The 14,110-nt window shown below is 43.5% G+C and carries 13 protein-coding genes; 3 read left to right on the forward strand and 10 right to left on the reverse strand.

Going from position 1 to position 14,110, the window contains the following annotated elements; all coding sequences use genetic code 11:
- Window positions 1–429 (reverse strand): CdaR family protein (locus STRDD04_RS04035; protein WP_269450146.1); only part of this gene is annotated, 429 nt, incomplete at its 3' end.
- Window positions 416–1,273, reverse strand: coding sequence for a diadenylate cyclase CdaA (gene cdaA / locus STRDD04_RS04040; protein ID WP_062199557.1), 858 nt, complete (start codon window positions 1,271–1,273; stop codon window positions 416–418). The genes STRDD04_RS04035 and cdaA, both read right to left, overlap by 14 nt.
- A 106-nt stretch (window positions 1,274–1,379) precedes the next feature.
- Between cdaA and murT the strand changes: the two genes are divergently transcribed.
- Genes murT through STRDD04_RS04055 form a run of 3 tightly spaced genes read left to right on the forward strand, consistent with a single transcriptional unit; the run spans window position 1,380 to window position 3,783 of the window.
- Complete coding sequence (murT, locus tag STRDD04_RS04045; protein ID WP_062199559.1) at window positions 1,380–2,723, forward strand: lipid II isoglutaminyl synthase subunit MurT; 1,344 nt, start codon at window positions 1,380–1,382, stop codon at window positions 2,721–2,723.
- Window positions 2,723–3,508 carry a lipid II isoglutaminyl synthase subunit GatD gene (gene gatD / locus STRDD04_RS04050; protein ID WP_062199561.1) on the forward strand — a complete coding sequence of 262 codons (786 nt, stop codon included), beginning with the start codon at window positions 2,723–2,725 and terminating at the stop codon, window positions 3,506–3,508. The genes murT and gatD overlap by 1 nt, the downstream gene beginning before the upstream one ends.
- Window positions 3,509–3,525: 17 nt before the next feature.
- A complete protein-coding gene (locus STRDD04_RS04055; protein WP_062199563.1) occupies window positions 3,526–3,783 on the forward strand; it encodes a LapA family protein in 258 nt (85 codons plus the stop codon).
- An 18-nt stretch (window positions 3,784–3,801) separates the two neighbouring features.
- Here STRDD04_RS04055 and STRDD04_RS04060 read toward each other — a convergent pair whose 3' ends face one another.
- The 8 genes from STRDD04_RS04060 to lacD all read right to left on the reverse strand — a co-directional run.
- Entirely contained in the window at window positions 3,802–4,983 is a 1,182-nt protein-coding gene (locus STRDD04_RS04060) for an MFS transporter (protein WP_062199565.1), read from the reverse strand.
- A gap of 78 nt (window positions 4,984–5,061) precedes the next feature.
- Window positions 5,062–5,925, reverse strand: coding sequence for an Rgg family transcriptional regulator (locus STRDD04_RS04065; protein WP_062199567.1), 864 nt, complete (start codon window positions 5,923–5,925; stop codon window positions 5,062–5,064).
- 540 nt (window positions 5,926–6,465) lie between these two features.
- A complete protein-coding gene (locus STRDD04_RS04070; protein WP_062199569.1) occupies window positions 6,466–8,361 on the reverse strand; it encodes an ABC-F family ATP-binding cassette domain-containing protein in 1,896 nt (631 codons plus the stop codon).
- A 238-nt stretch (window positions 8,362–8,599) separates the two neighbouring features.
- Window positions 8,600–10,006 (reverse strand): 6-phospho-beta-galactosidase, encoded by a 1,407-nt coding sequence (lacG, locus tag STRDD04_RS04075; protein WP_062199571.1) that lies wholly within the window; start codon window positions 10,004–10,006, stop codon window positions 8,600–8,602.
- Window positions 10,007–10,088: 82 nt separating this feature from the next.
- Window positions 10,089–11,801 carry a lactose-specific PTS transporter subunit EIIC gene (locus tag STRDD04_RS04080; RefSeq protein WP_062199574.1) on the reverse strand — a complete coding sequence of 571 codons (1,713 nt, stop codon included), beginning with the start codon at window positions 11,799–11,801 and terminating at the stop codon, window positions 10,089–10,091.
- The gene (locus tag STRDD04_RS04085) at window positions 11,801–12,118 is read right to left on the reverse strand and encodes a PTS lactose/cellobiose transporter subunit IIA (RefSeq protein WP_037616882.1); all 318 of its coding nucleotides are present in this window, start codon (window positions 12,116–12,118) and stop codon (window positions 11,801–11,803) included. Before STRDD04_RS04085 ends, STRDD04_RS04080 begins: the two co-directional genes overlap by 1 nt.
- A 25-nt stretch (window positions 12,119–12,143) precedes the next feature.
- A complete protein-coding gene (locus tag STRDD04_RS04090) occupies window positions 12,144–12,977 on the reverse strand; it encodes a PRD domain-containing protein (protein ID WP_062199576.1) in 834 nt (277 codons plus the stop codon).
- Between the two features lie 329 nt (window positions 12,978–13,306).
- The coding region (gene lacD, locus STRDD04_RS04095) for a tagatose-bisphosphate aldolase (RefSeq protein ID WP_231853880.1) at window positions 13,307–14,110 on the reverse strand (804 nt) is incomplete at its 5' end.

Genomic DNA, 14,110 nt, shown 5'->3' on the forward strand with positions numbered 1-14,110 from the left:
AACGGCTACTTTCTTACTTGCTTTCTGCCCTATCTTGACCGAAATCTTTTGCGGATTGACTGTTGCAGACAGGCCGCTTGGCAGATTTTCCACTTTTAGCTGAGCTTCAACTGTCCCTTCGGTTGCATTGGATAAATCAGCCACCACACGAAACTTCCGTGTGCTCTCTTGCATTTCACTGCTCAAGCTAACCCTATTTGCCCCGGTTAAAACAACTGTGGCTTCTGAGGTAAATCCACTGATAAAATAGCGTTCACTGTCGTATTTGATATCAATCGGCACATTCGAAATTGTATTGCTGTAGGTTTCTGAAGTTATTTGCCGGATACTGATACTATTTTGAAAACTACTGGATGTCGCATAAACAAATAAAACTATAGCAAAGAATAAAGAGGAGATAATATAGAGAATTTTTTTACTTTGTTTCATTCTTCCATCCTCCTAGCAACCTGTTTTTTAAATTCTTTTTCTCCTGTTTATCTGACAAAAAGACCTTGCGCAGCTCGAATTCAAACTCGCTTAAAGTTAGATCGTGCTTGAAAACTCCATTATGTGTCGTAGAAATACCGCCTGTTTCCTCAGAAACAACAAAGGTGAAGGCATCCGAAACCTCTGAAAGTCCAATCGCTGCCCGATGTCGGGTTCCAAATTCCTTAGAAATACCTGTACTTTCTGTCAGCGGAAAATAGGCACAAGAAACAGCAATTTTATCATCCTTGATAATAACAGCACCATCATGCAGGGGCGTGTTGGGAATAAAAATATTAATCAAAAGTTCCCCAGATACATCCGCATCCAGTGGAATCCCTGTCGCAATGTACTCCTGCAGCGTCCGCGTTCCCTGAATGGCTACCAGAGCACCGATCTTACGCGGACTCATGTAGGCAACTGCCTTGACAAAGGCTTGAATCATTTTTTCTTCATTGCTAATCGGGGTTGCTGAGAAAATCTCGGTCGCTCGCCCCAGCTTTTCAAGACCCGTCCGAATCTCTGGTGAAAAAATCACCACGGCAGCAATCACCCCATAGGTAATGACCTGATTGATCAACCAAGAGATTGTCGTCAGACCGATGATGTTGGCCAAAATCTGGGCTAAAATAAAAATCATAACCCCACGAACCAAGATCATAATCTTCGTCCCGGCAATGGTTTTGGTAAGATAATATAAAATCCCAGTTACCAAGGCAATGTCGATAATATTAATTACAATACTCCAAGGACTGTCAAACAAATTAGACCAGTATTGGAGATTGGTTAGCTGATGAAAATTCATTACATACTCGTCCTCACATTCAAAAACAAACGTCCTCAATCATTATATCACTTTTAATGATATTTTTCTGTAACCTTCTTTACTTTTTTATGATAAAATATTTCTTATGAAGATAAATACAGCATTGGGCCTCTTGGCAGGCAAGTCCTCCCACTTTGTTCTCAGCAAAATGGGACGCGGCTCGACCCTGCCAGGGAAAGTTGCCCTAACATTCGACAAAAACATTTTACAAAACCTAGCCAAGAACTATGAGGTCGTGGTTGTTACCGGAACCAATGGTAAAACTCTAACTACAGCTCTGACAGTAGGCATCCTCAAGGAAGCCTTCGGAGAAGTGGTAACCAATCCTAGCGGTGCCAATATGATTACCGGAATCACGACAACCTTCCTGACTGCAAAAAAAGGGAAATCTGGCAAGAATATCGCTGTACTGGAAATCGATGAAGCCAGCCTGTCTCGGATTTGTGATTATATCAAGCCTAGCCTCTTCGTCTTTACCAACATTTTCCGTGACCAGATGGACCGCTATGGTGAGATATACACGACCTACCAGATGATTCTGGATGCTGCAGCAAAAGTGCCTGAAGCGACTGTTCTGATGAATGGTGACAGCCCCCTCTTTAACTCAGTAAGCCTGAAGAATCCTGTCCGCTACTATGGCTTTGACACCGAAAAAGGGCCAGCTCAGCTGGCTCACTATAATACTGAGGGCATCCTCTGTCCTAAATGCGAACATATCCTCAAGTATGAGCTCAACACCTATGCCAATCTAGGGGCTTATATCTGTGAGGACTGTGGCTTCAAGCGTCCTAAGCTAGACTACAGCCTGACAGCTCTCAAAACGCTTGAGCACAATCGCTCAGCCTTTACCATTGATGGACAAGACTATCAAATCAATATCGGCGGCCTTTATAATATCTACAATGCCTTGGCTGCTGTGTCCGTTGCTCAATTCTTCGGCGTTGAGCCAGCTACCATCAAGGCTGGTTTTGACAAGAGCCGAGCTGTCTTTGGCCGTCAGGAAACCTTCAAAATCGGTGATAAGAAATGTACCTTGGTCCTGATTAAAAATCCAGTCGGAGCAACTCAGGCTTTGGAAATGATTGAGCTGGCACCTTTTGACTTTAGCCTATCTGTCCTGCTCAATGCCAACTATGCGGATGGCATTGATACCAGCTGGATCTGGGATGCTGATTTTGAAAAAATTCTAGAGATGGATATCCCTCAGGTCATCGCAGGTGGTGTCCGCCACTCAGAGATTGCACGCCGTTTGCGGGTGACGGGCTATCCAGCAGATCAGATTACTGAGGTCAAAGATCTGGAAGCAGTCTTCAAGTCCATTGAGCAGCAAGAAACCAAGCATGCCTATATCTTAGCAACTTATACCGCCATGCTGGAATTCCGCGAACTACTGGCAGATCGACAAGTGGTCAGAAAGGAGATGAACTAATGGTATACAGATCCCTCACTTCTCCTGAAAACCAGAACTATCGCTACGATGTGAAAATTGCCCACCTCTATGGCAATCTCATGAATACCTACGGCGACAATGGCAATGTCCTCATGCTCAAGTATGTGGCTGAAAAGCTAGGCGCTAGGGTTCAAGTCGATATTGTCTCTCTAGAAGATGACTTTAACAAGGACAGCTACGACATCGTCTTCTTTGGTGGAGGTCAAGACTATGAGCAAACGATCGTGGCTCGTGACTTGCCAGCTAAAAAAGAGGCTTTGGAAAATTTTATCAATGAAAATGGCGTAGTGCTAGCCATCTGCGGTGGCTTCCAACTCTTAGGCCAATATTATATCGAAGCTTCCGGCCGTCGAATTGAAGGCCTGGGCATCATGGGACACTACACCCTTAACCAGACCAATAATCGCTATATCGGTGATATCAAGATTCATAACGAAGAGTTTAACGAGACTTACTATGGCTTTGAAAATCACCAAGGTCGTACCTTCCTCTCTGATGATGAAAAACCTCTGGGCAAAGTCGTCTATGGGAATGGCAACAACCAAGAAGATGGCAATGAAGGCGTCCACTATAAGAATGTCTTTGGCTCCTACTTCCATGGTCCCATCTTGTCCCGCAATGCCAACTTGGCCTACCGTCTGGTGACCACTACTCTAAAGAATAAGTATGGCTCAGATGTTGAACTAGCTGCTTATGAAGATATCCTAGCCCAAGAAATCCCAGAAGAATATGGAGATGTCAAAAGCAAGGCAGAGTTTGAATAGATAATAGGAGAATCACTATGAAAGAAAAATTACACTATATCCTGCTTTTAATTACCATTCTATTGGTGGCCAGTATTTCCTTGGCCAATATGCAGAGTGTCAATGTTAGCTTTATCCTATTTAGCTTCAAACTTCCCTTAATCATATTGATTTTGGTCTCAGTGCTCCTAGGCTCTGTGACGACCTTTCTCATCAGCATGCTAAAAAACTTCTCGCTGAAAAAAGAGCTTAAGAAAACCAAAGAAGCACTTAAAAATTCCCATAAAGAAGACTAGATTGGAGTGATTTCCAACCTAGTCTTTTTGTATTCTCTTTTGATAAAAGAAGGAAATCAAAGCCAGTCCTATTACCCCCAGACCAATCAGAAGAAAGGAAAGGGTGCGGACACTCGGCAGAAGGGTCATCAGAAAAGTCGCAGGAGGCATGAAAAGAATTGCCAGCGTGTAGATGGTTGAGAAAACCCGGCCTAGATACTGCTTGTCCACCTTGGTCTGAACCTGGCTGAAGAAATGAATGTTGAACACAGTCATAAAGAGCTCACAGATAAGATTACCAGAATAAGAAAAATAGGAATGAACCGATAGCAAGGCAGAGACGCCCATGACTGCGACTCCAACACCTGTCAATAACAGGGCTACAAGAAGATTTCCCATACTAGCTCTGACCTTACTGGCTAGAATGGCTCCGATGATTGAGCCTACAGCTCCCAAACTCAGAATGGTTGCATAAGAGCCTGTCTTGCCATAGAGTTGATTTGTGAAAGGCAGCAGGTAATTAAAGGCTGCAAAGAAAAAGTTGACTGCGGAAGCTACCAAGAGCAAAAAGAAAATTTCTTTTTGTTGGCGGATATAAACTAAGCCTTCCTTGATATCTCTCAGGATATTTCCAAGATTGATGGGAGACTTCTGCTTGCTTGGCTCATGATTGGGCAGAAAATAAACCAAGGCAAAAGCCAGAAAGAAGCTAAGGGCATCTAGCTGAAGGGTCATTCGTAGACTTGCATACTGCATCACGATAAAAGACAGAACTGGAGCTAAGACACTGATAACCTGCAAGGCCAGCTCCAGATGAGAATTATAGGCTACGATGTCTTCCTTGTCCACAATTTCAGTGATGTAGGACTTATTAGCTGGCCGAGAAAAGGTAAATGCTATAGCCTGAACCACATTGGCAACAATCAGCGCCCCAATCATGAGCTGGTCATTAGAAATAAAAGAAATCAGCAGACAAAGTCCAGCACAAATCAAGTCCGTTACCATCAGCACCTTACGTCTGGAAAAGCGATCCGTAATAGCCCCACCCAAAGGATTGAATAAGATGGAAGTGACTAGCTCCGATATCTGGTAAATGCCCAGCACCGTCTGCCCCAGAGCTCCTAAAGAAGCAAGCCAGATGCTGTTTCCATAGTCATAAAGCATGTTTCCAATTTTATTAATAGTAGCCCGTGTAATCAGCTGTGCTGCCTGTCGATTCATAAAAATACCTCCTTCCATTTCTGAAACTATTGTATCAGAAATAGAGGGAGGTTCTTTGTTTTTCCCATATTTGGGAAATTATACTTTTACAAACTTATGGAAATGCTCTTGATAATAGGCGACTTGCTCAGGTAGTCCCAGCACTTCAAAGATGTGCATGGCTTCTTGCATTTGCCGAATCCCTTGCTTCTTCTGCCCCTTCTGATAAGCTGCAAATCCCTTGAGATAGAGGAATACATTGCGTTCATAGAGTTTGATGCCCTTGCCAATAATCTTCTCTACGTAAGCCTCAAAATAACTAGCCTTATCAAAAGAACAACTTTCCAAACAATGCTGGTAACAATTTAGAGCAATAATCAAGACTAGTTTCTTATGGCGACCAATTTCTTTGTAGTAGTCCTCCCGCTCCATGACTTCCTTGCCCAGGCGGTAGACGTAGTCCACATCATAGAAACTATAGAGATTGCCAAAGAGGATAAGCTCGTACATGGTCCAATCTTCCACTTGAAAGAGATAATCGGCCACCTTATCCAAATCTTCCTGCTGCATACAAAACTGACTGTCACGCTGGCAAATCAAGCCCTGCATCAAAATCCAATTCAGCTCATAGTAAAGAGGCACCTTGCTGGCCTTGGCCTTTTTCAACTGCTCCGCTTGCAAGTCCTGAAATCCCTTGATGTCATTTGAGTAGTAAAGAGGGATAATCTGACCCATCATGGCCACGTGCTCATGCTGCTGGAAATTCCGAGCCTTGTCCATAAAATTTTCAAGGGTCACATGAATATTATCCAAGAGATCAAAAAATTTCGAGAGGGTCATGTCCGACTCTCCCAGCTCAAAACGAGACAACTGAGAGGTCGAGCAAACCTGACCCGCCGCTTCCTTCAAAGAATAATGCCCATTTAAACGAAAATCACGAAAAACTTTTCCTAAATCTTCCATTTGTTTACCACTTAAATTCCTTTAATTGCTGTTCTGCTTCCCTAGTTGCTTCTTTCAAAACTACCTTCACCGCCCCTTGTTCAGATTCTACTTTCGGACGAGCCTCATTTCGTCAAAATCTTATCGGCTGAAAATCGGAAAAGGCAAATTCCACAAAAAGAACTCGTCCGAAAATAGAAAGTTCGGGATTTGCTCTCAGACTAGCCGGCCGAAAATCGGATGACCTCACTTTTCTCCAAAACAGCTTTTCAGAAAATCTGACGGGTTGTCTTTTCTCTAAAAGAACCTAGTTTGCATGAAGAATGCTTTCTTTTCCTCTAAAAAATCTCAGAACACATGAAAAAGTTCGGTTTTTACTCTCAGGGAAACGATTCTCCATAAAGGATTTGTCTTTTTGTCACAGAATCAGAGATTTCATATGTAAAAATTCGGTTTTTGCTCTTTTGGGACTGATTGCACATGTGAAATTAAGTATTTTGAGCTCCGGGAAGCTTATTTCTCATAGAAACTAGGCATTCTTACACAGGTTCTTTTTCCTTCTCACACCTTCTCCGCCAGTTCTTCCCATTCTAGCATGGCTTCTTCTTGGGCGGCGGTCAGCTGGTCGATTTGCTGCTGGCTCTCCATGAGTTGACCGGCGTCGTTGGTTGCCTGCATGGCTTCCTGAAGCTGACTGATCTGACTGTCCAAATCCTCGATTTGCGCTTCCAATTGCTCTAGGCGGCGGGCCAGCCGGCGCTGTTCTTTCTGGTTTTCCTTTTGGAGCTGATAGTCATTGGCAGGTGCTGGCTTGTCAGAATCGACCTGCTCCGACTCCTCACGCAAGGCTTCCTGCTCTGCCTTTTTCTCAAGATAGTAGTCATAATCACCCAGATAAAGGGTGGAGCCTATCTCAGAGAGCTCGATGATCTGGGTGGCTACACGATTGATAAAGTAGCGGTCATGGCTGACAAAGAGCAGGGTGCCGTCAAAGTCAATCAGGGCATTTTCCAGCACTTCCTTGCTCTCAATGTCTAGATGGTTGGTCGGCTCGTCTAGGATGAGGAAATTGTTGTTTTCCATAGACAGCTTGGCTAAGAGCAGACGCGCCCGCTCTCCACCCGACAGCATGCCGACCGACTTCTTGACATCATCACCCGAGAAGAGGAAAGCCCCCAAGCGATTGCGAATCTCGACCTCCGGCGTTAGCTTGAAGTCATTCCACAGCTCATCAAGAACCGTATTGCTAGGGGTCAGCTTGCTCTGGGTCTGGTCATAGTAGCCCAGCTCTACATTAGCCCCCAGCTGCTCCTTGCCTCTGATGAAGGACACTTGACCGATTAGTGATTTAATCAAGGTCGTCTTCCCAATCCCATTTGGCCCGACAATGGCTACCGCATTAAACTTGCGAATGTCAAGGTTAATCGGCTCCGACAGGACTTCCTCTCCATAGCCAATAGCTGCATCTTCCAGAGTCAGAACAACATTGCCCGAAACCTTATCAGCTTTGAAGGTCATATTAGCCGAGCGGCTGCCGGTCTCCGGTCTGTCCAAACGCTCCATCTTTTCCAGCTGCTTACGGCGGGACTGAGCCCGCTTGGTTGTGGAAGCCCGAACTAGATTGCGATTGACAAAGTCCTCCAGCGCAGCGATTTCTTTCTGCTGCTTTTCATAGTTCTTGGCTTCGGTGGCTAGCTTTTGCTCCTTTTGAACCACAAAGCTAGAGTAATTGCCCACATAGCGATCCAAGGAATGTTTGGTCAAATCCACCGTGATGGTCGCAACCTTGTCTAGGAAATAGCGGTCGTGACTGACAATGATCAAGGCACCGCTATAGTTGATCAAGTAAGTCTCCAGCCAGGCAATGGTCTCAATATCCAAGTGGTTGGTTGGCTCGTCCAGTACCAGCAACTCTGGCTTTTCCAAAAGCATCTTAGCCAGAGCCAGACGGGTATTCTGCCCGCCTGAAAGCTCAGAAATCCTCATCTGCCACATGGACTGGTCAAACTTGAAGCTATTTAAAATAGCTCGAATATCCGCCTCGTAGGTAAAACCACCTTTCTGGCGAAAGTCCTCTGACAGCTGATCGTACTGGGTCATGAGAGCAGTCAGGTCTTCCCCTGACAATTCTCCCATTTGCAGCTCCATCTGCCGCAAGCGCTTCTCCTGCTGGCGCAGGCTATCAAAGACCAACATCATCTCGTCGTAAATGGTGTTCTCCGACTCAAAGCGACTGTCCTGAGCCAGATAGGACAGGGACAGATCTCGTTTTTTATTAATCTGACCAGAAGTAGGCTCTTCCTCGCCCACCAAAATCTTGAGGAGAGTAGACTTACCAGCTCCGTTTTTACCGACTAGAGCAATCCGATCGCCTTCATCCACCTGCAGGTTAATATTGTCAAAAAGAAGCTCCCCTGCAAAAGAGCGCTCAATCTTGCTTGCTTGTAAAATAATCATAAAACCATTATAGCAGATTTCTAGGTGCAGAGCTATTAGCTTCAACTAAAAAATACAACCGAAACTATCTGTCTCTCAATCCAATTTAAAGGGAAATTTCAAATTTTTCCAACGAAAACTCAGACCAGCCAACACTGTCTAATGATTAAATACCAGACCACTCCTGCTATAGAATCAAGTTTTTATGCATGAGCACACCAAAAAAGCCGAAAGAATTCAACTCTAACGGCTTTATTTTTTATTCAATGATTTGTGTTTCAGCTAGTTTCTTATACCAGTGAGCGGATTTCTTCGGGTAGCGTTCCTGCGTTTCAAAGTCTACGTAGAATAAGCCGTAGCGTTTTTCATAACCGTTAGACCAAGAAAAGACATCCATCAGAGACCAGATGAAGTAGCCCTTGACATTGGCACCGTCCGCAATCGCATCGGATAAGACTTCCAAATGCTGCTTGACGTAGTCAATCCGAGCATCGTCGTAAACCGTATTGTCCACAAATTCATCTTTATAACCGAGACCATTTTCGGTGATATAGATTTTCTTGTAGTTTGGATAATCTTTCTTAATCCGCATGATTTGGTCATAGAGACCTTGAGGATAGATAATCCAATCCCAATCCGTTTTCGGTATATGGGTTGGAGATTCTCTGCGCCCTACACCTTTAATCTGGTACTTAGAGCTTCCCTTCTCACCTTTTCCGTTATGGATGATTTCCGTTTCCCCATCGAAATGACGCATCCAGTCACTCATATAGTAGTTGATGCCGAGGAAGTCATTGAGGTCTTTAGCTGCTTCTAAAGCCACAAAATCTTCATCGCGCAGATCCAGCTGACCACCATTGACCTTAAGGATATGATTCACTCCTGCCAGAGTTACATCTGAATAGTGCCCCAGATAAGTCGCATCTAGGATAAATTTGTTATGAATAATATCTTCCAACTCTGCTGCTCTGACATCTGCTGGATTTTCTGGATCGTAAGGATATTTTGTCGGAAGGGCATGAACGACACCGATCTCACCCTTGTAGCCCTTGTCCTTATAAAGCTTAACGGCACGGGCATGAGATACCATCATGTTGTGATGAGATTGGAAAACCTTGGCCAAGTCATACTGAATACCTGGCGGGAATTTTCCGACTAGGTATTGCCCATCACCAATGGGGCCAATTTCATTGAAAGTTGTCCAATAGCGAACTTCTGGAAATTCTTCAAAACAGAAAGCCGCATAATCTACAAAGTGTTCAATATTTTCCCGATTGAGGAAATCTCCATTTGAATGAAGAGCCTCTGGTGTATCAAAGTGGTGAAGGGTCACAAAAGGTTCCACATGCCGCTTGTGGCATTCTGCGAAAAGATTATGGTAAAATTCCACACCTTTCGGATTGACCTCGCCATAGCCTGTCGGGAATATCCGTGACCAAGCAATGGAAATCCGAATACCATTGACACCATACTCTTCAGCCAATTTCAGATCCACAGGATACTTATGGTAAAAGTCACTGGCAGGTTCTGCTGTATACCAGTAGTTGTCCTCTAGGTATTTATCCCAGGCAACAGGTCCTTTTCCATCTGTGTGAGTTGCTCCCTCAGCTTGATAGGCTGCTGTTGCACCACCGAAAATAAAATCTTTAGGTAAGGTTTTTGTCATCTTATTTTCCTTTCAATAGCATTTGAGATGAGGTCAAGCTTGACTAGATCTTATCAAGTTGCTTCATCTCAAATAAATAGATTTAGTTGTTAAATTGCTCCTGAACGAAGGCTAACGCCCCTTTACCATCACGGGTTAGTTTGATGTATTGGCCGCCTTCTGTCTTAGCCAGTTTGATACCCAATTTATCCGTTTCCGCCTTCATGTCTTCAAAGTTGGAAGCAACTTGAGGGGCCAGGATAACTAGGTCAAACTCAGGTAACATCTCACGGTGAGCACCATAACCGCCCGCCGCTGCTTTCACAGGAACCTTGTATTCAGCTGCTGCTTTATTCAAAGCGTTAGCCAGCAATCCGCTGGTACCGCCACCTGCACAGAGCACCAGAACATTGGTCTCTTCGCTAATATTGTTTTGAGCTGGAGCTTCTTCTGCTGCGCCTCCTGCATTTGCTTTATCAAGAATAGCATCTGCTTTGGCAGTGTTGAAATTCGCTGCAACTTTTTCTTTCAATTCATCATTTGATTTACCAGAACGTTCGTCTTCCAGAATTTGTTCATCATAAACTTTAACGAATGGATAGTAGATGATAAAGTCTACTGCAATCAAAGTTGCTGCCAAAACTACAGACAGAAGTTGGAAGTTGGTTCCAAGAATAATCCCCAGTGGTCCTGGAGTCGTCCAAGGCAGGTTAGCTGTAAAGCTGTTCATACCCAGAACATCAATAAAGAATTTGAAGATCCAGACATTGGCAATTGGCGCCAAGATAAATGGAATAAAGAAGACTGGATTCAATACGATTGGAGCACCAAAGAGGATGGGTTCATTTACCCCAAAGAAAGTTGGTACAACAGACGCACGGCCGATAGCCTTATTACGTTTAGACTTACAGATCCACATGAACATGAATGGGACAATCAAGGTTGCACCTGTACCTCCCATAGTAACGATAAACATTTGTGTACCAGATGTCAAAATCTTATCTGCGTGTTGTCCTTGTTGGAGAAGCTGCAGATTGACCTCCGCATTGGCATAAGTGATGGCCGCAATCGCTGGCTCAACGATAGAAGGACCATGAATCCCCACAAACCAGAAGAAGGCAAAGGCTCCAAAGATAAGGGTGATCCCTAGATAACCATCAGCAGCTGAGAAGAGCGGTGCAAAGAATTTACCAACTGACTCGGCCACACCAGCACCGACAAAATTCCGTGCGAGAATATCTAAGACATAAAGTGATACAACAGAAAGAGTGAAAGGAATGACGTCTTTAAAGACTTGTGAGATATTCGGTGGAACCTCGTCTGGCATCCGAATGGTCACATTATTCTTCACACAGACTTTATAGATATTGACAGTTACAAAGGCTGAAATGAAGGCTGTTAGCAGTCCTTTAGTCCCCAAGAAACCAGTCGCAAAACCATTTTCTATCGGATCAGCTGCCAGCAACAATAAACCAACAATAGCTGCCAAAAGTGTAGACATATAGTTGATTTGATTAGTTTTCTCCATGCTTCGATTGACAGAATCGGTCAAAGATTTAGCCGTTGTACCAGCTACCAAAAGAGCTAAAATCCCCATAGAGTAACCGTAAGGTTTCATCAGGAGCCCTTCAATATCTTTTGGCCACTGGAAGCCCCATGAATTTGGCACATAGGTAATCAGGATAAAGATGGAGGAGAAAAGGATAACTGGCATCCCTGCGATAAAACCATCACGAATAGCGCGTAAGTAGATGTTACGTGATAGTTTTTCAAAGAAAGGCTTCCCTTTCTCAATAAGTCCAATAAGTTTGTTCATTATTTTGCTCCTCTTTTGTATAATTCAATCATGTGTTTCATCAAATCCTTGAGCAACAAGGTTGTCATCAGGTGATCTTGACCGTGCATCATCGTCACACTGTAGGCCAAATCTTCACCCGATGCTTCTTTGGTCAGCAGGTCTGTCTGAGCGTGGTGTGCTTCAATAATGCAAGCATTAGCTTCCTCCACCAAGCTTTCTGCTCGGTCAAATTCTCCTGCTTGAGCTGCATTCAATGCTTCCAACAATTTGGAACGAGCATCACCTGCATAGGCTACGATTTCAAAACCAAGTAATGTAATTTCTTCTCTGTTCATAATAGAACCTCCTTATATTTTTTAGTTATAGTAATCGTTGAATATGTAAGACTAGATAAACTCGCTCACTATGATACAAGTCTATTCCAGTTTTCTGAGCAATAATCTCATAGAGACTGCTTCCAATTTGATAGGCTTCAGGATAAGTCAGTTTAATCTGGCTCTCCATTTCTAGCAGCGCAACATTGTCATCGCGACTTCTTTCCAAGTAATCTAAGAAATAATTGAGATGAATCATGAATCGGTCATAGAAGTTACTATTATTAGCTGTTCTTCTAATTCCTTGCTTCCTTAGCTCCTCTTCCACAGCATTTAGAATGTCTTTCCGCTTATCTAAGTGACTTTGGCCCACGGGGTTGGACTCGCCTTCTGCATTGATAAAATGATATGCAATTCTGTTCACTTCATCATCAGGAAAACTATCTAAGAGCCGGTCCCGATAAATAGCCACTGCTTCTTGTGCGATTTGATAAGGAACTGGGTATTTCTCTGAAGCATCCGGTAGGTCACTAGCCTTGTAGCGGCCCTGCTGGACTGCTTGATAAGAACAGTAGATATGATCCGTCAGCGTAACGTAGATGTACTCCTGAACAGGGTAATGATACTTCTTAGAAAGAGTATCAATCACATCATAAGTCACCGTGATAAAGTCCAGCGGAACATCTTTGAGCAAAGCTACAAAGTTCTCTTTTGATTCTTCTGTCCTTAATCGGAAGATTTTTTCAATCTTGCTTTCAAGAACAACATCCCCTTTCTTCTTATTAAAAGCGATGCCACTGCCAATCAAAACAACTTCTTCCTGATGCTCATTCTTAGCTAGGGCAACATTGTTATTCATAGGAAGTATGATTCGATACATAGTTCCCTCCTTATCATTTTATTGAGCTTTCGTGAAATAAAAATGACCACAAATAAACGGAAAACAACAAGAATACTTGACTTTCCAATTCATTTGCGGTCACGCCTAATCCAACTTAGTAACGCTCACCCTATTCAACTTATGGTTTAATTATAACATATCAAAGCGATAATGTAAACCCTTACTTTTGATTTTTTTAAACATTTTTTATTTATTTTTGATGATTTCAAACTAAAATCAATCATTGGTCAATCTTACAGATCAGATACCAATGATTGACTTTATTTCAAGAAAGCTTTAGACAAGCGTATTGAACTAAAATAGCTGCTTTAAACTCTCTTTTTCCAAGAAGTAGCTGTTTTTTGAAGAACCTTGTTGAGCTCATCAATGTTTTCAAATCCAGTTGTACGAAGCCACTTGCGAGCTGCTTCTTCGCCTTGCTCAATGTAGTCTTTGACACTGCCAGCCCAAGTCGCACGTCCGCAGAGAACGCCGTTGAAGTTAGCACCTGACTCATGAGCGAAAACAAGTGTTTCTTGGAAGAGTTTCGCAGATACACCCGCACTCAAGTAGATGTATGGCAGGTTGGTTGCCTCATCTTGTTCCTTGAAGAAAGCAGCTGCTTCAGCTTTTGTATGCACCACTTCGCCATCGCCAAAGCCTTCAACGTATTTAACGTTAACTGGAACTTCCACTTTCAAGACATCGATGTTGAAGCGTGAGTCTGAGAAGACCTTCATAGCACCGATAACCTTGTGAGGTTTCACTTTAGCATATTCAGCGCTGGAAGCATCCGCAATCTTTTCATCATAAGCCAAGATTTCAAGGAAGAAAGGAATATCTTCTGCCACACACTCTGAGCCCACACGCTCGATATAAGCCTGCTTTTGTTGGTTGAGCTCGTCTGAGCTGTCCACATCATAGTAGAGGAGGAATTTCACTGCATCCGCACCTTGTTCTTTGATGCGTTTTGCTGACCAAACATCCAGGCAGTCTGGCAGGCGCTTAGTGCTAGACGTATCATAGCCTGTTTTTTCATAGGCCAATAGTAAGCCAGCATTCTTGTCCAAAGCCTTCGTAGCAGGCAGGCCATACTCAGGATCTAGGAGCATAGAAGAAGCATAAGGGGTCAG

This window comes from Streptococcus sp. DD04 (genome assembly GCF_001578725.1).
Lineage (GTDB): Bacteria > Bacillota > Bacilli > Lactobacillales > Streptococcaceae > Streptococcus > Streptococcus sinensis.